General features: G+C 70.5%; 20 protein-coding genes. 14 read left to right on the top strand and 6 right to left on the bottom strand.

Annotated elements, in window-relative coordinates:
* The first annotated feature begins 93 nt into the window (after positions 1 to 93).
* The 6 genes from IFU30_RS18875 (at position 94) to IFU30_RS18850 (ending at position 6,137) form a co-directional block, all read left to right on the top strand.
* A complete protein-coding gene (locus IFU30_RS18875) occupies positions 94 to 621 on the top strand; it encodes an FMN-binding protein (RefSeq protein WP_139382578.1) in 528 nt (175 codons plus the stop codon).
* Positions 622 to 641: 20 nt separating this feature from the next.
* Positions 642 to 1,529 carry an FAD:protein FMN transferase gene (locus IFU30_RS18870; RefSeq protein WP_192006711.1) on the top strand — a complete coding sequence of 296 codons (888 nt, stop codon included), beginning with the start codon at positions 642 to 644 and terminating at the stop codon, positions 1,527 to 1,529.
* A gap of 58 nt (positions 1,530 to 1,587) precedes the next feature.
* Positions 1,588 to 3,129, top strand: coding sequence for an FAD-dependent oxidoreductase (locus IFU30_RS18865; protein WP_192006708.1), 1,542 nt, complete (start codon positions 1,588 to 1,590; stop codon positions 3,127 to 3,129).
* Positions 3,130 to 3,218: 89 nt separating this feature from the next.
* Complete coding sequence (locus IFU30_RS18860; protein WP_249404927.1) at positions 3,219 to 4,448, top strand: glycosyltransferase 87 family protein; 1,230 nt, start codon at positions 3,219 to 3,221, stop codon at positions 4,446 to 4,448.
* Between the two features lie 2 nt (positions 4,449 to 4,450).
* Positions 4,451 to 4,759, top strand: coding sequence for a thiamine-binding protein (locus IFU30_RS18855; protein ID WP_079707231.1), 309 nt, complete (start codon positions 4,451 to 4,453; stop codon positions 4,757 to 4,759).
* 76 nt (positions 4,760 to 4,835) lie between these two features.
* Entirely contained in the window at positions 4,836 to 6,137 is a 1,302-nt protein-coding gene (locus tag IFU30_RS18850) for an MFS transporter (RefSeq protein WP_192006706.1), read from the top strand.
* A gap of 36 nt (positions 6,138 to 6,173) precedes the next feature.
* On the opposite strand, the gene IFU30_RS18845 is transcribed toward IFU30_RS18850, so the two are convergent.
* The 5 genes from IFU30_RS18845 to IFU30_RS18825 form a co-directional block, all read right to left on the bottom strand.
* Positions 6,174 to 6,824 carry a response regulator transcription factor gene (locus tag IFU30_RS18845; RefSeq protein WP_056012577.1) on the bottom strand — a complete coding sequence of 217 codons (651 nt, stop codon included), beginning with the start codon at positions 6,822 to 6,824 and terminating at the stop codon, positions 6,174 to 6,176.
* Positions 6,821 to 8,053 carry a hypothetical protein gene (locus tag IFU30_RS18840; RefSeq protein ID WP_192006704.1) on the bottom strand — a complete coding sequence of 411 codons (1,233 nt, stop codon included), beginning with the start codon at positions 8,051 to 8,053 and terminating at the stop codon, positions 6,821 to 6,823. The genes IFU30_RS18845 and IFU30_RS18840 overlap by 4 nt, the downstream gene beginning before the upstream one ends.
* On the bottom strand, positions 8,050 to 9,216 hold the full coding sequence (locus IFU30_RS18835; RefSeq protein WP_137243324.1) for a sensor histidine kinase: 1,167 nt from the start codon (positions 9,214 to 9,216) through the stop codon (positions 8,050 to 8,052). Before IFU30_RS18835 ends, IFU30_RS18840 begins: the two co-directional genes overlap by 4 nt.
* Before the next feature lie 80 nt (positions 9,217 to 9,296).
* Positions 9,297 to 10,502, bottom strand: a complete 1,206-nt coding sequence (gene metX / locus IFU30_RS18830; RefSeq protein WP_137243323.1) for a homoserine O-acetyltransferase MetX — start codon at positions 10,500 to 10,502, stop codon at positions 9,297 to 9,299.
* Positions 10,503 to 10,786: 284 nt separating this feature from the next.
* Positions 10,787 to 12,112, bottom strand: coding sequence for a bifunctional o-acetylhomoserine/o-acetylserine sulfhydrylase (locus IFU30_RS18825; RefSeq protein ID WP_079707226.1), 1,326 nt, complete (start codon positions 12,110 to 12,112; stop codon positions 10,787 to 10,789).
* Between the two features lie 204 nt (positions 12,113 to 12,316).
* On the opposite strand from IFU30_RS18825, the gene IFU30_RS18820 reads away from it, so the two are divergent.
* A complete protein-coding gene (locus tag IFU30_RS18820; protein ID WP_191941430.1) occupies positions 12,317 to 13,093 on the top strand; it encodes an SDR family oxidoreductase in 777 nt (258 codons plus the stop codon).
* A 107-nt stretch (positions 13,094 to 13,200) separates the two neighbouring features.
* On the opposite strand, the gene IFU30_RS18815 is transcribed toward IFU30_RS18820, so the two are convergent.
* Positions 13,201 to 14,739 carry an MFS transporter gene (locus IFU30_RS18815; protein ID WP_192006701.1) on the bottom strand — a complete coding sequence of 513 codons (1,539 nt, stop codon included), beginning with the start codon at positions 14,737 to 14,739 and terminating at the stop codon, positions 13,201 to 13,203.
* Positions 14,740 to 14,784: 45 nt separating this feature from the next.
* Between IFU30_RS18815 and IFU30_RS18810 the strand changes: the two genes are divergently transcribed.
* The 7 genes from IFU30_RS18810 to IFU30_RS18780 all read left to right on the top strand — a co-directional run bounded on the left by IFU30_RS18810 (position 14,785) and on the right by IFU30_RS18780 (position 22,264).
* A complete protein-coding gene (locus IFU30_RS18810; protein ID WP_071262460.1) occupies positions 14,785 to 15,282 on the top strand; it encodes a phosphoribosyltransferase in 498 nt (165 codons plus the stop codon).
* A 40-nt stretch (positions 15,283 to 15,322) separates the two neighbouring features.
* A complete protein-coding gene (locus tag IFU30_RS18805) occupies positions 15,323 to 16,060 on the top strand; it encodes a Type 1 glutamine amidotransferase-like domain-containing protein (RefSeq protein ID WP_064295268.1) in 738 nt (245 codons plus the stop codon).
* A gap of 3 nt (positions 16,061 to 16,063) precedes the next feature.
* Positions 16,064 to 16,783, top strand: coding sequence for a uracil-DNA glycosylase (locus IFU30_RS18800; RefSeq protein ID WP_159879257.1), 720 nt, complete (start codon positions 16,064 to 16,066; stop codon positions 16,781 to 16,783).
* A 65-nt stretch (positions 16,784 to 16,848) separates the two neighbouring features.
* Entirely contained in the window at positions 16,849 to 17,430 is a 582-nt protein-coding gene (locus tag IFU30_RS18795; protein WP_079707223.1) for a GNAT family N-acetyltransferase, read from the top strand.
* Positions 17,431 to 17,516: 86 nt separating this feature from the next.
* Positions 17,517 to 18,947, top strand: coding sequence for an amidase (locus IFU30_RS18790; RefSeq protein WP_137243320.1), 1,431 nt, complete (start codon positions 17,517 to 17,519; stop codon positions 18,945 to 18,947).
* Between the two features lie 83 nt (positions 18,948 to 19,030).
* Entirely contained in the window at positions 19,031 to 20,551 is a 1,521-nt protein-coding gene (locus tag IFU30_RS18785; RefSeq protein WP_342450898.1) for an NtaA/DmoA family FMN-dependent monooxygenase, read from the top strand.
* A 90-nt stretch (positions 20,552 to 20,641) separates the two neighbouring features.
* Complete coding sequence (locus IFU30_RS18780) at positions 20,642 to 22,264, top strand: ABC transporter substrate-binding protein (RefSeq protein WP_192006698.1); 1,623 nt, start codon at positions 20,642 to 20,644, stop codon at positions 22,262 to 22,264.
* Positions 22,265 to 22,335: the final 71 nt, after the last annotated feature.

Raw genomic sequence — 22,335 nt, 5'->3', positions numbered from 1 at the left:
AGGGAAGCTCAGGACACTGGTGCCACCGCGGCGGAGACCTCGCCACGGCGGCCGCCGCACCGCGGCCCACACATCGCCCGAGGAGATTGAACGATGCGCAACCCCACCACCACCCAGCCTCCCGTTCGCACGCCACGCCTGTCCGTGGCGGCGAAGAAGACGACCTTCGCAGCCCTGACCGGCCTCACCCTCGTCGGCAGCCTGGCCGGTTGCTCGGCGGCCGACGCCGGCAGCTCGACCACGACCACGTCTCCCGAGACGAAGAGCACGGCGGCGCCGGAGGCGACCACCTCCACCGACGCTGCAGCGGGCTCCGGCGCCACCGACTACCAGGACGGCTCGTACACCGCGGACGGCAGCTACCAGTCGCCGAACGGCACCGAGTCGATCACGGTGACCGTCACGCTAGCCGAGGACAAGGTCACGGCGGTCGACGTCGTCTCGCACGCCGAGAGCGCGAACAGCAAGCGCTACCAGGCGGAGTTCATCTCCGGGATCGCAGCCGAGGTGGTCGGCAAGGACATCGACAGCCTCAAGGTCTCCAAGGTCGCCGGTTCCTCGCTCACGAGCGGCGGCTTCAACGCGGCCATCGACACGATCAAGACCGAAGCGAAGGGCTGAGCCGCGGGGCCGGACCGACGATGAGCGAGACGACACTGCGCTTCGAGGCGATCGGCACCGGATGGGAGCTCGACACGGCGCTCCCGCTCGCGCCTGAGACCGCTGAGGCCGTCGCCGCGTGCATCGACCGGTTCGACCGGACGTGGTCGAGGTTCCGGGACGACGCGTTCATCGCGCGGTTTGCCGCCGGCCCGGTCTCGACCGCCTTCCCCGATGGCGCGCGCGAGGATGCGGTCGCACTGCTCGACACGTACCGCCGTCTGCACGATGCCACCGCCGGGGCCGTGACGCCGTTCATCGGCACCTCGCTCGAACGGCTCGGCTACGACGCCTCCTACTCGCTCGTCCCCCAGGGCCCGGCGGTCGCCGCCCCGCACTGGGACGACGTGGCCCGGTGGGACGGCGAGGTGCTCGAGACGAGCCTCCCGCTCGTGATCGACATCGGTGCGGCCGGCAAGGGGCGGCTCGTCGACCTCGTCGCGGACCTCCTCCGCAGCCACGGTCACGAGTCCTTCACGGTCGACGCCTCGGGCGACCTGCGTCACGAGCACGGGTCCCGCGCGGCGGACCCGCTCCGTATCGCGCTCGAGCATCCGTACGATCCCAGCAAGGCCATCGGGGTCGCGACGATCGACGCCGGCGCCCTGTGCGCCTCCGCGACCAATCGTCGTGCCTGGGGCGACGGACTCCACCATGTCATCGACGGCCGGACCGGCGAACCGACGAGGACCGTCGCGGCGACCTGGGTCACCGCCCCGAACGCGATGGTCGCCGACGGACTGGCCACCGCACTGTTCTTCACCGATCACGAGACCCTGGCGGAGGCGTTCACCTTCGAGAGCGTCCGTATGTTCACGACCGGTCTCACCGACCGGTCCGTCGGGTTCCCCGGCGAACTCTTCACCTGAGTCACGCGCCACAGGGCTTGAGCCCGGACGGCACCATCTTCCAGAAAGCAGACCGCACATGAACGGCCGCACCGGCTCCTTCTTCGGCACCGTCCTCGGGCGGGTCACCATGTACCGCCTCGTGACGCTGTCACTCGGCACCCTCGCGATCTACGCCTTCGTGCTGTCGCTGTTCGGGCAGGTGTTCTACAAGCCGCTCGAGCTCCTCGCCACCCTGGCCACGCTGCTCGTCGTCGGCTACCTGACGAACCGCCTGTTCGGCGCGCTGTTCCAGGTGCAGCCGCACAGCGAGTCGTCCGTCATCACCTCCCTCCTGCTGTTCTTCATCCTGTGGCCGACGAGCGAGCCCACCGCGCTGGCCTGGATCGCCCTCGCCGCCACGGTCGCCTCGGCGTCGAAGTACCTGCTCGCGATCCGGGGCCGACACGTCCTCAACCCGGCGGCCATCGCCGCACTCGTGATGAGTGTGCTGGCGAGCTACGTCACCCTCCCCGGCGTCTCACCGTCGGTCTGGTGGGTCGCCAACCCGTGGCTGCTGCCCGGTGTCGTCATCCTCGGCGGCCTCGTCCTCATCCGGACGAAGCGACTCACGATGGCACTCGTCTTCATCGTGCTCTCCTGGGCGCTCGTCACCGTCCGGCTCGTCACCGGTGGTCAAGAGCTGGGACCGGCACTGCTGGCTCCGCTCACGTCCTACCCGATCCTCTTCCTCGCCGCGTTCATGCTCACCGAGCCGCTCACGCTTCCACCGCGGCGCTGGCAGCAGCTCGCCGAGGCGGCGATCGTCGCGGCGCTGTTCTCCATCCCGTTCACGCTCGGCCAGGTGGCGTCGACCCCCGAGCTCGCGCTCATCGTGGGCAACGTGCTGGCGTTCATCGTCGCCCGTCGTCGCGGGATGCGACTGACGCTCGAAGGCACCCGCGCGCTCACCCCGACGGCGGTCGAGTACCGGTTCAGCTCGAAGCGGTCGATCCCGTTCGCGGCCGGCCAGTACCTCGAGCTGTCGCTGCCGCACCGCGGAGCCGACGTCCGCGGCTCGAGGCGCGTCTTCAGCATCTCCTCGCCACCCGACGACGACCGTACGATCCGCGTGGCCATGCGCGTGCCCGAGCGGGCCAGTAGCTTCAAGCGGGCGCTGAACGCGCTGCCGGTCGGCGCGAGCCTCTCGGCGACCGGGGTGTGGGGCGACTTCGTCCTGCCGAAGGACACGAGCAAGCCGATCCTGCTCCTCGCCGCCGGGATCGGGATCACCCCGTTCGTCAGCCAGCTCTCCCGACTGCACCTCCGTGCCGACAAGCGTGACGTCGTCCTCGTCTACGTCGTGTCCGACCCGCAGGAGCTCGCCTACGCGGCCGAGCTCGAGACCTGGGGGACACCGGTGCTCGTCGTGGGACCGACGGACGACGTCCGGCTGCCGGACGGCTGGCGTGGTCTCGGACCCGGGCGCCTCGACCACGAGCGCCTCGCCGAGGCCGTCCCCGACCTTGCCGAGCGCGAGGTCTTCATCTCCGGTCCGCCCGCGATGATCGAGGCCCTGAAGCCAGCCCTGCGCGGGATCGGTGTCGGACACGTCCGCACCGACGCCTTCAGCGGGTACTGATCAGCAGGCTCGCGGACCCGACCCGCTCGGGCGTCGAGCGAGTGGCGGACCGGTTCCATCGGCGGCACGAGCCTAGGATGGTCCACGTGATGCGGCGTTGGCTCCTCTGGTGCGGGTTCGGCCTCGTGCACCTCCTCGTCGGCTGGCTGTGCCTCGTGGCGGAGGGCCTCCCGCTCGGCGACGTGGTCCTCGTGTACCGGCCGTGGGTCGAACAGGCGACGTCCGGCGGCCCGATCCCCGCCATCGACGAGCCCTGGGTCTATCCGATCCTCGCGATCGTGCCGATGCTGATCCCCCTGCTGCTCGGCAGCGCCGGGTACGGCGTCGGCTGGCTCCTGCTGGTGACCGCGATGAACGCCGGGGCGTTCGCGGTCCTCCTCGGCAACGGCCACTCACGCCCACGGTTGATCGCGGCATGGTGGTGGCTCGCGTTCCTCCTCCTGCTCGGACCGATCGCGCTCGCCCGGATCGACTCCGTGACCGTCCCCATCGCGATCGTCGGGCTCCTCTTGGTCGCCGGCCGCCCGCGGGTCGCCGCCGTCCTCCTGACGCTCGCCGCCTGGATGAAGATCTGGCCGGCGGCCCTGATCGGCGCGATCGTCCTGGCGCACCGCCATCGCGGACAGGTCCTGGTCGCGGCGGCGGCGACGTCGGTCGTGGTCCTCGGGGTCGGCCTCGTGCTCGGCGGTGCGAACGCCGTCAGCTTCGTGACGGAGCAGACCGGACGTGGTCTCCAGATCGAGTCGCCCATCGGCAACGCCTACCTGTGGCTCGCCGTCCTGGGTGTCCCGCAGAGCTTCGTCTACTACGACCGCGACATCCTGACCTTCCAGGTCACCGGCCCGGGTGTCGACACGGCGATCGCCGTCATGACGCCGCTGCTCGGCCTCGCCGTCGCCGGGGCGGTGCTCCTCGGGGTGCTCGCGGTGCGGTCCGGACGCCCCCTCGTGCAGGTGCTCGCGCCGTTGTCGCTCCTCTTCGTCCTCACGCTCATCATCTTCAACAAGGTCGGGTCACCGCAGTTCGCGATGTGGTTGGCTGCACCGGTGATCCTCGGGATCGTCCTGCAGCGTCGGCGCTTCGTCGCGCCGGCCGTGCTCGCGCTGATGATCGCCGCGCTCACGCAGCTCGTCTACCCCTACCTGTACCTGTGGTTGCTCAACGTCGACCCGGTCCTCGTGACCGTGCTGACGGTCCGCAACCTCGCCTACCTGGTCCTCGCAGGCTGGGCCGTCCACGCGCTGTTCACCCCGTCCCACCACGACGAGGACGTCTCGTCGGTGTCCATCCCCGTCCCCGCTCGAACCCACAAGGAGTGACCATGCTCGTCGCCTTCTCCGTCGCCCCCAGCGGCTCCGGCAACTCGGACGGTTCCGTCCACGACGCGGTCGCCGCGGCCGTGCGGATCGTCCGCGAGTCCGGCCTGCCCAACCGGACCGACTCCATGTTCACGACCATCGAGGGGGAGTGGGACGAGGTGTTCGCGGTCATCAAGGACGCCACCGAGGCGGTCGGCGCCTACGGCAGCCGGGTCTCGCTCGTCCTCAAGGCCGACATCCGTCCCGGCTACACGGGTGAGCTGACCGCCAAGCTCGACCGCCTCGACGCCGCGCTCGAGAACGACGGCTGAGCCCACCCCCGAGCGGTCGTCCGGTTTCGCCGCTCGGGGACTCGAATCGATTCGAGGATTCCCGTACACTCGATCCATGCCCACCATCCTGGACGGGTCGACGCAGCTGTCGCCGACCCGTGTTCGTCTTGCCATCCTCGCGCTCGCCGTCGGGGCCTTCGGCATCGGTACGACCGAGTTCGTGGCGATGGGTCTGCTGCCGAACATCGCGACCGACCTCCTGCCCGAGCTGGTCGCTCGCAGCCAGGAGCAGGCGAACGCGCAAGCCGCCTGGTTGATCACGGCGTACGCGCTCGGCGTCGTGGTCGGTGCGCCGACGATCGCCGCGCTCGTCGCGCGATACCGGCGCAAGACCGTCCTGCTCTGGCTGGGCGTCGCGTTCACCGTCGGCACGTTCGCGTCTGCGGTCCTGCCGAGCTTCGGCCTCGTCCTCCTCGCACGGTTCGTCGCGGCCCTGCCGCACGGCGCGTACTTCGGCATGGCGGCCCTCGTCGCCGCGAGTCTCATGGGGCCCGGGAAGCGCGGCAAGGGCGTCGCGCTCGTCATGACCGGGCTGACGATCGCCAACGTCGTGGGCGTGCCGTTCGCGACCTGGGTGGGCCAGGAGTTCGGGTGGCGCTCCGCCTACCTCATCGTCACCGGCATCTTCGCGCTCGCGACCGTGACCATCTGGTTCGCCGTGCCGGTGCAGGCGGGCAACCCGCAGCAGACGATGCGTCGGGAGCTCCGCGTCTTCCGACGAGGCCAGGTGTGGTTCGTGCTCGGGTTCGGGTCGATCGGGTTCGGCGGCCTCTTCGCCGTGTACAGCTATCTCGCGCCCCTGGTGACCGAGGTCGCGGGGGAGTCGGCGACGCTCGTCCCGTGGGCGCTCGCGACCATGGGGGTCGGCATGACGATCGGCAACCTGGTCGGTGGGCATCTCGCGGACCGTGGGGTGAAGCGAGCCCTGATCGTCTTCTTCGCGCTCATGATCGTGGTCCTGACCGCCCTCGCGCTCACCGCGACATGGACCCCGACCATGTTCCTCTTCGTCTTCGCGGTCGGCTTCGCGTCGCAGGGCCTCGGTCCGGCCATCCAGACGAGGCTCATGGACGTCGCCGGCGACAGCCAATCGCTCGCCGCAGCGCTCAACCACTCGGCGCTCAACATCGGCAACGCGCTCGGCGCCTTCCTCGGCGGTGTGGTCATCGCCGGTGGCCTCGGCTACCTCGCTCCGGTCTGGACCGGTGTGGTGCTGACCGGGATCGGCCTCGGGATCGTCATCACGAGCTTCTCCGTCGAACGCCGGCAGCTCCGGCGCGAACTCCTGCGGGCGAACGACGCCGAGGATCGCCGGATCGCGGACCGCAACCCGCCGACGGCACCGATCCCCGTCTGACCGACACCCGCGCGCTCGGGTCGGCGCACCGCGCTGCTAGTCGACGATGATGCCGTCGAGGATCGCCCGCTTGCGCAGGGCGACCTTCGTGCCGACGTCGATGCCGGCGTTGCGGTACTTCTCGCGGATGCGCTTGAGGTAGCTCTTCGCGGTCTCGTCGGAGATGCCGAGGCTCTCGGCGACCATCTTCACGGGCTCACCGGCGGCGTACAGCGCCATGACGCGACGCTCCTGCGCGCTGAGGCGGGGGCCGGTCCCGGAGGCGCCGCTCGCGAGGGCGAGGTCGAGCTCGGGGGAGATGTAGGACTCACCGCGTGACGCCGCACGGAGGGCGTGCACGATGGTCTCGGCGTCCTCGCTCTTCGCGAGGTAGCCCAGGGCGCCGGCGGCCAATGCCTCTCGGACGACCGCCGGGTCGCTGTAGGTGCTCATGAGGACGGTCGTGACGCCCGTGGTCTTCAGCGTCGCGAGCTTCACGGCGACCGGAACGTTGTCCTTGAGGTCGACGTCGAGCAGCAGGACGTCGACGGGGAAGGCGGGGTGCGTCAGCAGCTCCGGCCAGGACGGGGTCACGACGACGAGTTCGATGTCGTCGGCGACGCTCCTGATCCATTCGGTGAGCGCACCGAGCAGCATCCGGTGGTCATCGACGATGCCGACCCTGATGCGAGACTCCTGTGACGTCATTGACGTTCCCCTTTCCGCTGGCCCGCAGCAGGATTGTCGACGGTGCTGTCGATCTCGATCCTGATCCGGGATTTCTGGTACGTGTCCGTGGAGCTGCCCACTCGTCCGAGCGCTTCCCACACCGCGGGATCCACCTTGGCGCGTTGCACTCCGACCGCTTCGAGGACGATCGGGATGACGAGCGCACCAGATCGGCCCGGTCGTTCGGAGCGGTCGACCGGTCCGAGCGTCAGCACAGCTCTGGCACTCTGCGCATCTGCTTCCCCGAGGAGCAACCATACTGCAGAGAGCAGTCCATCCCGCTGATCCGTTGCGAGATACGTCGCAAGTCGCTCGGGGTCGCGCAGGGTCGCGCGGTCCGACAACACGGACGACTCCTGGAACGCGTGCTCGAGCCAGGACTCCTTGCCCTCGGACATCAGATGACGCCGGAGCTCGGTCGCGAGGCGTGAGGCGCGCGCCGCGAGCTCGGGGCTGAGCGGGAGGTCGACCGAACCGTCGGCGACACCGACGAACAGCTCCTCCGCTTCGAGGTCGAGGGTGACGAGTTCCTCCGAGTCGAAGAACCCGAGTGCGTCCCGGACGCTCGCGACCGTGGAGGCGACCATGACCCGGTCGAGTTCGAGGCGGACGATCCGGCGGTACTGGGAGACGATCGCGCAGGCGATGAGCGGGGGGACGACGGCGACCGCGGCGAAGAGCAGCTCAGCCCCGAGCGTCGCGGTCTGGGTCCGCGTGACGGTGAGGATCGACCCCACGAGCATCAGCCCGAGCACCACGGTCGCGGCGGCGATGTCGCGGACCGGGCGGAGGGCGACGACCGCGAGCAGGACGCCGCCGACCGCCGCGGCCGCCGTCGGATAGACGCCAACGGCGTCGCGACTCCAGACGCTCGCCAGGTCGAGCGCGGCGACCACCACCAGCTGGATCAGGAGCGCGACGAACAGCCGGTCCGAGAGGTGGAACGCGGAACGGCGGAGCAGGAGGAAGGTCGACGCGATCGCCGCGGTGAGCAGCAGCCAGGCGACGACGCTGAGCAGTGGTCGCGGGTAGTGGTGGACCGAGCCGACGAAGCGGATCGCGGCGTAGACGACGAGGATGAGGCCGGACACCGACAGCCCGATGCCGAGCTGTGTCGTTCCGAGTGACGAGCGCTGCCGGTCGATGGCGCGCCGATGGCGGTAGCGCCGGGTCGGCCCGGTGGCCTCAACGAGGGCGTCGACACTCATGCTTGCGGGACCTCCAGGATGACGGTCGTCCCGGCCCCCGGGGCGGAGAAGACACGCGCCTGCCCACCGACCTCCTGGATGCGCGCGACGACCGATTCCGCGACGCCGAGGTGGCCGTCCGGCACGGCCGACGGATCGAACCCGGTGCCGGTGTCGGTGATGAGGAGTCGGGCGGTCAGCTCGTCGATCGAGACCGTGACGTCGGCCGAGTCGACCCCGGAGTGACGCCGGACGTTCTCCAGGCACTCCCCGAGCGCGAGGAGGAACGCCTCCCGCACACGTGGGTCGAGGTTCGCCTGTCCACCGCCGTAGACGTTGACCGTGAGGCCGAGCCCGGCGAACCGGTCCGTCACGGCCTCGATGCCCTCGTCGAGGGTGAAGTCGGCACCTCGCTGGAGGATGTACGAGCCGGAGGAGACGGGGCTGAGCTCCTCGCCGAGGCGGAGGCTGCGGAGCAGATGCGCGTCGTTCCCGGCCTGCGAACGGAGGGCTGCGGCGTCGACGCCGCGTCCGGAGTGGGCGAGCATCGTGAGGGTCGCGAGCGCGGTGTCGTGCAGCAGTCGTGCGTCCTGGCGTCGCTGTGATTCGGCCTGGCTCGCGAGCCGCTCGGCGTTGTAGGCGTTGCCGATGGTGTCGACCCGGCGGATGAGCCGCGGGATGCTCGTGTCGAGCCACCCGCCGAAGGCACCGATCGCGACCCACACGACCGCTGTCAGGCCGATGGTCGGGACCGTGAGCGCGGTGGGCCCGGTGACGACGATGATGGTGACCGCCGTCACGACGAACGCGGTCAGGAGCAACGGCCAGGTGCGCCGGAGCGGCACGAGTCGGGCCGCGACGGCGCCCATGCCGAGGGAGGTGATCGCGGCGATCGCGCTCGCGGAGCCGACCTGGCCGGTGTTCCCGTCGGACAGACCGATCACGATCACGACCCCGACACCGACCAGGAACACCAGCACCACCCACCGACGGCCGTCGTACTGCTCGGCGGCCACGTGGGTGAGCGCGAGGGCGGCGACGAGGACGAGGAGGACGGTGTACCGACCTCCCGAGACGACACCCGGGACGCTGAGGATCATCGCGGCCGTGACGCACCCCGCGAGTCCGAAGAGACGCGTCGTACGCAGCAGCAGCCGTCGCTGGGTCCTCGCCACCCGATCCATGCTCACGCTCCTCTGAGGAGTCACCCTATCGGGTGACACGACCGCCGCGGAACGGGTGTCGGACAGACGGGGCGCAGCTGTCAGACGGCGAGGAGCCGGCTGAGATGCGGGGCGACCAACGCGTTCTCGATGAGGAAGCCGTCGTGTCCGAAGTCGGACCGGAGGACCGACGGTCGTGTGCCGTCGAGGTTGCCGGGGAGGTGGAGCGCGATCTCCTCCTGCCCACTGACCGGGAAGAGCCGGTCGCTGTCGATCCCGAGCACGAGCGACGGACCGGTGTAGGCCCGCAGCGCCGCGCCGACGCCGCCGCGATCGCGTCCGACGTCGTGCGAGTTCATCGCCTCGACGAGGGTCACGTAGCTCCCGGCGTCGAAGCGTCGCGTGAACTTGTTGCCGTGGAAGTCGAGGTAGGACTCGACGGCGAAGCGTCCGCCGTGCCCGAGCGGGCTCACGCTCGACTGCCAGCTGCGCTCGAACCGGGCGTTCAGCTCACCCGGGCTGCGGTAGTTGAGCAGGGCCATCCGTCGGGCGAGCGCGAGGCCGCGGTGCGGGCCCTCACCGTCCGGGGCGTCGTAGTAGTCGCCGCCCTGGAAGTGTGGATCCGTGCGGACCGCTTCGAGCTGCACGAAGTTCAGGGAGATCTGGTCGGCCGTCGTGACCGGGGGCGCGGCGATCACGGCCAGTCGGTCGACGAGCTCGGGGTGGGTGGCGGCCCACTCGAGGGCGTGCATGCCGCCCATCGACCCGCCGATCACCGCGGCCCAGCGGTCGAGTCCGAGGTGTCCGAGCAATCGGTGCTGGGCCTCGACCTGGTCGCGGATCGAGGTGTACGGGAACCGCGAACCCCACTCGACGCCGTCGGGCGCGAAGGAGGAGGGGCCGGTGCTGCCCTGGCAGCCGCCGATCATGTTCGGCGCGACGACGAACCAGCGGTCCGTGTCGACGGCGAGTCCCGGACCGACGATGCCGGCCCACCACCCGGCGGTCGCATGCCCGTTGCCGGCGCCTCCGAGGACGTGGCTGTCTCCGGTGAGCGCGTGGAGGATGAGGACAGCGTTGCCGCCGTCGTCGTCGAGCGTGCCCCAGGTCTCGTAGGCGAGTCTGGCGTGCGGGATGCTCCCGCCGTGCTCGAAGTCGAGGCGGCCGAGCGGGGCGAAGAGCCGGTCGCCCGGCCGGTCGCCGTCGCGCCAGGCGCCGCTCGAGGGCGGGTTCGCGAGCAGGGCGCCGACCTCGGCTTCGGTCACGAAGCGGGAGGGCACGCTGTCTTCCGGGGTCTGCCAGTCCATAGGTCTCCATTGTGGCGTGCCCTGGGGCGTCGACCGGCCGTGTTACGTCACCCGATCGATCGAGGTCGGCGCGGTGCGCTGGCGCGAGTGCGCTCCCCTCGGCTCCGGCGCACCGGAACGGGCTCGAGCGACGGGGAACCGGCCCGAGTGACGCGGGACCGGCCCGAGTGCGCAACGAACGACGCGAGCGCGGGTCTCTGGAGACCCGCGCTCGCGGTTGTGGGGTGCGCTCGCGTCAGCGCACCGCGCTGGCGCAACCCAGGAGGGGACGCCTCGGGACGGACTCAGACCCGGGCGGCCTCGACGACCTGCTTCGCGGCGGTCAGACCGGCCTGGAGGTCGGCCGTGATGTCGTCGATGTTCTCGAGTCCCACCGAGAGCCGCACGAGCCCGGGCGTGACGCCGGCCGTGAGCTGCTGCTCCGGGGTGAGCTGCGAGTGCGTCGTCGACGCCGGGTGGATGACGAGCGAACGGACGTCGCCGATGTTCGCGAGGTGCGAGAACAACTGCAGCGAGTTCACGAAGGCGCGGCCGGCGTCGACCCCGCCCTTCAGCTCGAAGGACAGAACTGCTCCGACACCCTTCGGGGCGTACTGGTTGGCCGCCGCGTACCAGGGGCTCGACGGCAGACCCGAGTAGTTGACGCTCGCGATGTCGGGGTGGGCGTCGAGCCACTCGGCGACCTGCTGGGCGTTCTGCACGTGGCGCTCGATGCGGAGGCTGAGCGTCTCGATGCCCTGGATGAGCTGCCAGGCGCTCGCCGGGGCGATGGCCGCACCCAGGTCGCGCAGGAGCTGCACGCGCGCCTTGATGATGTAGGCGAGCGAGTCGCCCACGGCGTCGGTGTAGACCGCGCCGTGGTACGAGGGGTCCGGCGTCGTGAGGCCCGGGAACTTGTCCGCGTGCCCGGTCCAGGAGAAGGTGCCGCCGTCGACGATGACCCCGCCGATGACCGTGCCGTGACCGCCGAGGAACTTCGTCGCCGAGTGCACGATGATGTCCGCTCCGTGCTCGAAGGGACGGATGAGGTACGGCGTGGCGATCGTGTTGTCGACGATCAGCGGGACGCCGGCCTCGTGCGCGACGTCGGCGACGAGGCGGATGTCGAGGATGTTGATCTTCGGGTTGCCGATCGTCTCCGCGAAGAACAGCTTCGTGTTCGGGCGCACCGCACGCCGCCACTCCTCGGCGTCGTCCTGGTTCTCCACGAAGGTGGTCTCGATGCCGAGCTTCGCGAGCGTGTACTTGAAGAGGTTGTACGTGCCGCCGTAGATCGACGAGGACGACACGATGTGGTCGCCCGCCTGCGCGATGTTGAGGACCGCCGAGGCCTCTGCCGCCTGCCCGGAGGCGAGGAGGAGGGCGCCGCTGCCACCCTCGAGCGCGGTCAGGCGCTCCTCGACGACGGCCTGCGTCGGGTTCTGGATGCGCGTGTAGATGTTGCCGAACTCCGCGAGGGCGAAGAGGTTCTTGGCGTGGTCGGCGTTGTCGAACACGTAGCTCGTCGTCTGGTAGATCGGCGTGGCCCGAGCCTTCGTGACCGGGTCGGGCGCAGCTCCGGAGTGGATCTGCTTCGTCTCGAACTTCCAGTCGTTCGTGGCATCGCTCATGGTGGATGGTCCCCTCTGCTCGGGTGGTCGGTGCTGCTCGGGTGATGGGTGCCGCCGGTGTGGCCGCTCGGTCCGACAGCGATGTCGCCGGGCGTGGCTCCGGGTGGTGCTCCGTCGTGACCCCGAGGCTACCGGCCCCACCTGCACGCGCCAACCACGCGGAAACACGGCGTAACGCCTCGGACCGGTGGCTACCCTGGAGGCATGACGACGAGACGTGTGGTGGTGACCGGTGCGAGTTCAGGGATCGGGGAGGCGACCGCGAGGCGATTCGCCGCCGACGGCTGGGACGTCGTGGCGGTGGCCCGCCGAGCAGAGCGGCTCGAGGCGCTCGTCGCGGACATCGGCGGTACGGCGGTCGTCGCGGATCTGACCGTGCAGGCGGACGTCGACGCGCTCGCCGCCCGGGTGGAGGTACTCGGTGGCGCCCAGGCGCTCGTCAACAACGCGGGCGGTGCCTTCGGCCTCGCGTCCGTCGAGGACGGCGACGCCGAGGACTGGCGCCGCATGTTCGACATCAACGTCCTCGGCACGAAGCGCGTGGTCCAGGCGCTCCTGCCGATCCTCCGCCGGAGCATCCCGGAGGGTGGTGCCGCCACCATCGTCGGTGTCACCTCGATCGCGGGCCACGTCGCCTACGTGGGTGGCGGCGGGTACAACGCGGCGAAGTTCGCCGAGCGGGCGCTCTTCGAGGTGCTCCGGCTCGAGCTCAACGGCGAACCGATCCGGGTGATCGAGGTGGCGCCGGGCATGGTCCACACGGAGGAGTTCTCGCTCGTGCGCTTCGGTGGCGACCAGGACCGCGCCGACGCCGTCTACGAGGACGTGCCGGATCCGCTCTCGGCCGACGACGTCGCCGAGGCGATCGTCCACGCGACCTCCCTGCCGCCCCACGTCAACCTCGACCTCATCACGATCAAGCCGGTCGCCCAGGCCGCCCCGTACCGCCTGGCGAAGGGGCCGTTGCGCGTCGCGGAGTAGACCCTTCGACAGGCTCAGGGACCGGTCGGGAGTTCAGGGACCGGTCGGGAGTTCAGGGACCGGTCGGGAGTTCAGGGACCGGTTGCAGTCAGGGACCAGGCGGGAGGTCAGTGACCGGTCGGGTGCTCGGCAGCGGGATCGATGCGTGGCCCGGGTTCCGCGTCGACCGGGGCCGCGTCCGCGAAGGCGAGTTTCGGGACGAAGCAGAGCAGGACGGCGGCGACGAGCGCACCCGCCCCGCAGATCGCCCAGACCGTGAGGTAGCCGGACAGGCTCGACGCCCCGGCCGTGACGGCCTGCGCGGCGCCGGCGAACAGCACCACGCCGAAGACGGCCGAGGCGAAGGAGCCACCGATCGTCTTCGTCGTGTTGGTCAGTGCCGACGCGACGCCCGTCTGCCCGCGAGGTGCCGCGGCCGCGGCCGCGGCCGGCATGGCTCCGACGAGGGCACCGGAGCCGAGCCCCGCGATCGCCATGTTCAGGAAGACCTGCCACGTCTCGAGGTGGAACGGGAGGAACAGCAGGTACCCGACCGCGACGAGTGAGGCGGCGATGATGAGCGCGATCCGAGGCGTCGCCCAGCGCGACACGAGTGGGAACAGGAGCGCACCGACGATCATCGAGATCAGGTAGGCGCCGATGAGCGTGGAGATGTCGCCGGCGTCGAGCCCGAGTCCGTATCCGTTCTCCCGGGGTGTCCCCGCATAGGTGCTGAGCGGGGCCTGGGCGCCGAGCAGGCTGATCCCGATGAGCCCGGCGGTCAGTTGCACCGGCCACATGTTGGGTTGCCGGAGCACCCGGAGGTCGATCGCCGGGTCGGGCTGCCGCAGTTCATGTCGCCCGAACGGCAGGAACGCGAGCACGCCGATCGCGATGAGCCCCCACACCCACCACGTCTGCGGACCGTTGAGTCGCAGGAAGGTGAGCCCAGAGGTGATGAGCAGGAGCGCGAGGCTGAGGAGTACGAAGCCCGCGAGGTCCAAAGTCCTGCCCGGCAGGGGTTCGGACTCGGGGACGCCGAACAGGATGGCGAAGAAGACGAGGGTCACCGCGACTGCCGGCAGCATCATCGTGAGTGGGATGTCGCCGCCGAGGGCGGTGAGGATGCGTCCGCTCGACAGCGCACCGATGATGGCGCCGGCCTCGAGCGCCACGACGAGCAGGCCGGCGGCCCGGCGGGTCTGCGAGGCCCCGGTGCCGGAGCGACGGCCCCGCTCGAAGATGAGTGCGATCTCGAGTGGCAGCCACACGACGTAGAAGCCCTGCAGCGCCCAGGCCGCGAGGAACGACCAGAAGTCCCCGGCGAGGACGAGCCACCAGCTGGCGCCGGCCGTCAACACGGTGGAGACGAGGAGGACCCGCTTGTGCCCGAACATGTCGCCGAGCTTCGCGAGGACGGGGACGACGAGCGCCGACAACAGCAGTTGCGCGGCCTCGAACCAGTTGAAGTCCGCGTCGTGGATGCCCAGGTGCTCGACGAGGTCCGGGATGAGCGGGACGTAGTAGCCCTGCAGGACGCCGCTCGTGATCTCGACGAGGAACAACCAGCCGATGAGTCCTGCGGTGATGCCGGCTGCCGACCCACGGATCGACGTCCGCCATCCGGTCGCCGAGGCTCCGCCGGTCGTCGTGCTGTCTCGCGCCATGTGGGGATGGTACAGGCGGCCCGGCCGGCAGGATAGCGTTGGAGGATGTCGACCGAGAACCCCAGCGCAGCGTCCCCGGAGCGAGAGGTCCTCGACTGGCCCACGTTCGGTGACGCGGCCCGCGAACTGTCCAGTGCGATCGTCGCGAGCGGGTTCCGGCCCGACTCCGTCGTCGCGATCGCGCGCGGTGGGCTCCTGCTCGCCGGTGCCATCGCCTACGCCCTCGACGTGAAGGCGTGCGGCGCGCTGAACGTCGAGTTCTACACCGGGGTCGACGCGCGTCTCCCCGAGCCCGTCGTGCTCCCGCCGCTGCTCGACGTGGCCGGGTTGCCGGGGAGCCGGGTGCTGCTCGTCGACGACGTGTCCGACTCGGGTCGCACGCTCGCGATGGTGCTGGAACTCATGCAGGCGAGCGGTGCGGAGGTCCGCACGGTGACGCTGTACGAGAAGCCGCAGACGGTGCTCCGCCCCGACTACGTGTGGAAGCGTGTCGACCGCTGGATCTCCTTCCCCTGGTCGACGCTGCCGACGATCACGGCCTGATCGTCCCCGCCTGATCCGGGGTGCCGGGTAGGGTCTCAGGGTGAGTGTTTTCCTCCTCGGCGGTCCGGCCGCCCCAGAGACCGAGTCGACCGTCTACGCAGCGTTCATCGCCGAGGCGGCCGCGCTCGCGGTCGTCGCCGGTCGGTTGGCCCCGCGCATCGCGATCGTCGTCGTGCACGACGGTGACGGGCTCGAGCAGTCCGCCGCCCTGGAACGTGCCGTCGCACGCTCCGGTGAGATCGAGGCGATCCGCGTGGTCGTCCGCGAGGGCGGCGTGGTCGCGCAGGCTCAGCTGGCCGAGGTCGACGGGATCGTCGTCGGCGGCGGACTGCCCTCGGCCTACGCGGAGGCGGTCGCGCCGGTCGCCACCGACATCCGACGCCTCGTCGCGTCCGGTCTGCCCTACCTCGGCATCTCGGCCGGCGCGATGATCGCCGCCGAGCACGCGATCATCGGCGGATGGCGTGTCGGCGAGGTCCCCGTGAGCCCCGAGGCGGCGTCCGAGGAACTCGACGAGGTCACGATCGGCGACGGTCTCGGGCTCGTCGACATCGCGGTCGAGGCGCATGCCGCACAGTGGGGCACCCTCGGGCGGCTCGTCGCCGCGACGGAGGCCGGGGTCGTCGACGGCGGGGTCGCGATCGACGAGAACACGGCGCTCGTCGTCGGGCAGGGGGCGCTCTCCGTCCTCGGTGGCGGCAGTGTCTGGCAGGTCTTCACCGCCGAGCACGGGGTCGTCGTCCGCACGATCGGTGCCGAGCAGCCGCAGCAGCAGTAGTCCATGACGAACGGGATCCTCGGCGGCACCCCGGCACAGCTCGCCGCGGCGGGGTCGATGGACGAGGGGTGGGCCGGCGCGCTCGCACCCGTCGCGGACGACCTCGCGACGATCGACCACTGGCTCGCGGCGCAGACAGCGGCCGGTGCCCGATGGTTGCCGGCACCCGAGCTCGTCCTGCGGGCCTTCCGTACGCCGTTCAGCGCGGTCCGGGTCCTCATCGTCGGGCAGGACCCGTACCCGACGCCGGGTCATCCGATCGGCCTGTCGTTCGCCGCGGACCGGGAGGTCCGCCCGGTGCCGCGCAGCCTCGCGAACATCCATCGGGAACTCCGCGAGGACCTCGGTGTCCCGACGCCGGAACACGGCGATCTCAGTTCGTGGACCGGACAGGGCGTGCTGCTCCTCAACCGCGTCCTCACGGTCGAGGCGGGTTCCGCCGGGTCGCACCGCCGACACGGCTGGGAGGCGGTCACGGAACAGGCGATCCGCGCGCTCACCGCACGCCCCGCACCGCTCGTGTCGATCCTCTGGGGCAAGGACGCCGAACGACTGGCACCGCTGCTCGAATCATCGGGCGACCCCGACCGCCACGTCATCGTCTCGGCGCACCCGAGTCCGCTCTCCGCCTCGCGGGGCTTCTTCGGCTCGAAGCCGTTCAGCCGCACGAACGACTTCCTCGTCTCCCGCGGCGTGGACCCGATCGACTGGTCGCTCGACTGACGACCGGGTCGTGGCATCGGCCGCAAGGGCTGTCCGCCGACCCACCCCCTCGTTAGGCTTGGGGGATGCTGGAAGAGGAGTACGAGCCGAGGCGCCGGCTGCCGCCGCACCTGCGCAAGCCGCCGACCCCCGAGACGCCGTTCGCCTTCACGATGCGCGACGCCACTGCGGCCGACCTGCCCGACATCCGGGCGATCTACAACCACTACGTCGCCAACAGCATGGTCACTTTCGACGAGGACGCGATGACCCTCGCCGAGTGGCGCTCCAAGTTCGCCTACCTGCAGCGGCTCCAGCTCCCGTTCATCGTCGCCGTCAACCCGACCGGACAGATCCTCGGGTACGCGCTGTGCGCGCCGTGGAAGCAGAAGCGCGCCTACCGATTCACCGTGGAGAGCTCGATCTACCTCGGAGCGGCGGCGACCGGCAAGGGCCTCGGCACCGATCTGCTCGGTGAGCTCATCGAGCGCTCGAAGGCCGCCGGGCTCAAGGAGATGCTGGCCGTCATCGCCGACAAGGGCGCCGAGTCTTCGATCGCCCTCCACGAGAAGTTCGGGTTCACCGAGGTGGGCCGCATGGGCCGTGTCGGCTTCAAGTTCGGCCGCTGGATCGGCACGGTCCTCCTCCAGAAGTCCTTGAAGCGCTGAACCGGTCGACACCCTTCGACGGGCTCAGAGACCGGAACCGCCGGGGAACGGGGACCACAGGAGAGCGCCGCCTCTAGGCTGGTCGCATGGCGGAACTCCACGAGCTGACGGCGCTCGAGCAGTGGCAGGCGTTGCAGCGGGACGAAGTCTCACCGACGGAGCTCGCCCGGCACTACCTCGACCGCATCGAGCGCCTCGACGACGCGATCGGCGCCTTCACCTCGGTCGCCGCCGGATCGCTCGCCGAACGCGTGGAGGCGGTCGAGGCACTTCCTCGGACCGCACCGCTCTGGGGACTCCCGATCGGCGACAAGGACCTCGTGTCCCGTGCCGGTCAGCCCGTCCGCTTCGGGTCACGGCTCACCGCGGAGGTCGTGGCGACGACCGACGACGAGCTGGTCGGCGTCCTCGACCGGGCCGGAGCGGTGAGCCTCGGGAAGACCGCGACCCCGGAGTTCGGGCTGTACGGCTACACGGAGCCGCTCGACGGGGTGCCGACGCGGAACCCGTGGGCCCTCGACCGCGGAGCGGCGGGGTCGAGTGGCGGGGCCGCAGCCGCCGTCGCCGCGCGGCTCCTCCCGTTCGCCCCCGGCTCCGACGGTGGCGGCTCCGTCCGCATCCCGGCGGCCGCCTGCGGGCTCGTCGGCCTGAAGCCCACGCGGGGGCTCGTCCCCGCGGGCTCCGGTGTCGACCGACTCGCCGGCCTCGTCGTCCCCGGGCCGATCGCCCGGACCGTCGCCGACGCGGCGCTCCTGCTCGACGCGATGATCGAGCGCGTGCACGGACGCATCGACCATCACTTCACGCTGCGAGCACCCGACGCCGACGACGGACCCCTGCTCGGGCACGCCGTGCGCGGCGAGGGCCGGTTCCAGTTGGCGGTCCTCGACGGCTCACCCTGGGACAGCGCCTTCGAGCTGGCGGTGGACCCGGAGGCCCGCGCCGCCGTCGACGTCGCCACCCGGGCGTTCACCGCGATGGGGCACGGCCTGGAGGAGCTCACCCTTCGCGACGCCGAACGGTACCCGACCGACTTCACGACGATCTGGCAGGCCTCAGCGGCCGGTGTCCCGGCGTCCTCGGAGGCGGAGCTGGCGCTCCTCGAACCCATCACGAGGTCCCTCGTCGAGCGCGGTCGGGCGCTGCCGGCGACCCGGCTCATGGAGACGCTCGCCAGTCTCCACCGGTTCGAACGCAGCGTCCTCGCGCAGTTCGCGCCGTTCGACGCGATCATCACGCCGGCGCTCGCCCAGACACCACGGCCGATCGGGTGGTACGACCAGGACTCGCCCGAGCTGAACTTCGAGCAGCAGGTGCGCTACGCGCCGCACACCTCCTTCGTGAACGCGACCGGCCTGCCGGCCATCACGCTCCCGGTGCACGAGACGTCCGAGGGGCTGCCGATGGGCGTCCAGCTGATCGGGCGTCCCGGAGGCGAGGCCACCCTGCTCGCCCTCGGTGCGCAACTGGAGCGGCGACTGCGTTGGCAGGACCGCGTCCCGTCCGTCGCCCGCTGACCGATCGTCGCCCCGCGTCGCCCGGTGGCGTATGACGGGATGTGACACCGCGGCCGGACCTCGTCCCTCCCGCTGCGCCTAGGGTGCTGAGGCGGCCCGGTCCGGACGGACCGATCGCCGCTCCACCGGAGGAGTCGATCATCAGCGAACAGTCCAGCCCGACGCGGTCCAGCCCCAAGCAGCTCATCCTCAACCTGTTCGAGATGAACTGCGTGAGCCACATCACCCACGGCCTCTGGCGCCTGCCGGACAACCGACGCGACCAGTACACCGACATCCGGTACTGGACGACACTTGCCCGGACAGCGGAGGCGGGCGGGTTCGACGCGATCTTCATCGCGGACGTGGTCGGCGCCTACGACGTCTTCCGCGGCGGCCCGGCCGACGCCCTGCGTGAGGGCCTGCAGATCCCGAACAACGACCCGCTGCTCGTCGTCCCCGCGATGGCCGCCGTGACCGAGCACCTCGGCTTCGGCATCACCTTCTCGACGAGCTACGAGCCGCCGTTCGCCTTCGCGCGTCGCATGAGCACCCTCGACCACCTGACGAACGGCCGCGTCGCGTGGAACATCGTCACCTCCTACCTGCCGAACGCCGCACGGAACTTCGGCCTCGCCGAGGAGATCCCGCACGACGAACGGTTCGCGATCGCCGAGGAGTACCTGGACGTCCTCTACAAGCTCTGGGAAGGGTCCTGGGACGACGACGCCGTCATCCGCGACCGGGAGGCCGGCGTCTACTCCGACCCCGACAAGGTGCGGTACATCGATCACGTCGGGCGCTACTTCCAGGTCGCCGGACCGCACCTGTCCGAGCCGAGCGCCCAACGGACACCGCTGCTCTACACCGCGACCGCCTCACCGGCCGGCATCGCGTTCGCCGGACGGCACGCCGAGGCCGTGTTCACGGGCGTGCGGGGTCCAGGTGGTGCAGGCCCCCTCCTGGAGCGGTTCCGTGCGGCAGCGGCCGACAACGGACGCGACGGGGCCGCGCTGAAGATCGTCGTCCAGGCGGCCGTCATCGTCGCGCGGACGCAGGAGGAGGCCGAGGCCAAGGCCGCGCAGTACCGCGAGCATGCGAGTATCGTCGGCCGGTTCGTGCACGCCGGGCTGCCGTTCGACCCGCTGGCGCACCCGGAGGACCGGACCGTCGCCGAGGCGCTCGCCGCAGAGGGGGTCCCGGCGGACGCCCTGCCGCCGCAGGTGACGGCCGGCACCGTCGGCGAGTTCATCGTGCGGGTCGGCAGCGACCTCGAACGGGACTTCTTCGCCGTCGGCACCCCCGAGGTCGTCGCCGACGAGATCGAGCGATGGTTGGACGAGGTCGGTATCGACGGCATCAACCTGCGGCAGTACCACAGCCTCGACACGCTCACCGATTTCGTCGAACTCGTCGTGCCGGAGCTGCGTCGTCGGGGACGACTGCGCGACGCGTATCGACCGGGGGAGACGCTCCGTGAGCGCCTGACGGGCGGAGCGGCCCGGCTCCCGGACGACCACCCGGCCGCCCGGTATCGCGGAGGACGGAACCTCGGCGACCAGCACGAGAGGGCGCTCGACGGTCACACGGCGTCATCGAGGGAACCCGCGGGAAACCTGTCGTAACAGAGCCGCGGGGTGGCCCGGTGTGCCGACCAGGATGGGCAACCACACCGGCACAGCACCGGACCACCCCGACCCACAGGAGTACCCGTCATGACCCGAACCACCAGACGGCGAGCACGACTCGCCGCCGCAGCCCTCGTCGCCGTGAGCATCGCGCTGACCGGCTGCTCGGCGGCGTCGGCCTCGTCCGACGCGGACGGTGGCAGCCTCACCTACCTCGACGCGGAGATCCCCACCTCGGCGCAGGTGCAGGAGGCGGGCACATGGCAGACCCGTGCGCTCCAGCAGAACATCACCGACCGACTGCTCTACCGCAACGCGGAGACGGGCGAACTCGAACCGTGGATCGCCGACTCCTGGACCGTCAGCCCCGACGGTCTCACGTACACCTTCGTGATCCGTGACGGCGTCACCTACAGCGACGGCACCGCCGTCGACGCCACGAGCGTCGCGAAGAACCTGAACTGGCAGTCGACCGGCGACGAGGCGAAGGGCACGACCCCGAACGCGCAGTTCCCGCCCGGTCTCGTCGCGACGCCGGACGACGCGACCAGCACCGTCACCGTCGTCCTCGCCGCACCCTACGCGCCCTTCCTCAACGTGCTCACCGGGTGGGGATCCGGGCTCGTCGCCGACGCCACGATCGACGCGAGCAAGGAGGAGCAGTCGAAGTTCGTGAACCTCATCGGTTCCGGTCCCTTCGTCGTCGCCTCCGAGACCTACGGCAAGGAGATCGTGCTCGACCGTCGTGAGGGGTACGCCTGGGCCCCGCCGTCCTCCCCGAACCAGGGCGAGGCGCACCTCGCCTCGGTCACGGTCATCCCCGTGCAGGAGGACAGCGTCCGGCTCGGCACCCTGAAGTCGGGCGAGGCCGACGTCATCCGCTACGTCCAGCCGAGCGAGGAGCAAGGGCTCGTCGACGCCGGCTACGACATCGTGTCCAAGACGGGTGTCGGTCTCAGCAACCAGTGGTTCCTCCGCAGCCAGGCGCCGTTCCTCGACGACGTCGACGTCCGCAAGGCGCTGCTGCACGCGATCGACCGTGAGCAGATCATCGAGACGCAGTACACCGACAGCTGGACGCCCGCCACGTCGGTCCTGTCGCCGGGCACCTTCGGCTACGTCGACGAATCGGCGAAGTTCGCCTACGACCCGGATGCGGCGAACCGCCTCCTCGACGGCGTCGGCTGGACCGAGCGCGACGCGGACGGCTACCGCACGAAGGGCGGCGAGCGGCTCACGGTGAAGACCTACATCGACGTCTACGACAACACGGCGAAGAGCCTCTTCCAGCAGATCCAGAACCAGTTCAAGGACGTCGGGATCGAGCTGTCGCTCAACGAGCTCGACTACTCCACCTACTGGGCGACCGCGTTCGCGGACCCGGAGGTCGGGGCGCTCCGGGTCGGTTGGCCGCACCCGGACCCCTCGAAGGGCCTCAGCGAGTACTACAGCAAGGACGGCTCAGACCTCCTCGGTCTCGCCGGCTCCGACACGACCCTGCAGTCGCTGCTCGACGCGCAGAACGCCGCGACCGACGACGACACCCGTGCGGCGATCCTCGGACAGATCCAGGACCACCTGATCGACCAGGCCTACGTCGTGCCGATCCTCAACGACAGCCAGGTGTTCGTCACCCAGCAGCGGGTGAAGGGCTTCTCCCTCAGCGACGGCGCCCTGCCGGAGTTCTACAACACCTCGATCGAGGACTGAGCGAGCGGGAGGGCCGTCGATCGGTCCGCCCTCCCTCCCGTGTCCGGTCCCGTCCCTTCCGAGAGGAGGCC

Origin of the sequence: Plantibacter sp. CFBP 8798, assembly GCF_014841195.1 — a bacterium.
Taxonomy (GTDB): domain Bacteria; phylum Actinomycetota; class Actinomycetes; order Actinomycetales; family Microbacteriaceae; genus Plantibacter; species Plantibacter auratus.
This window is presented reverse-complemented; position numbering and strand designations above follow the sequence as displayed.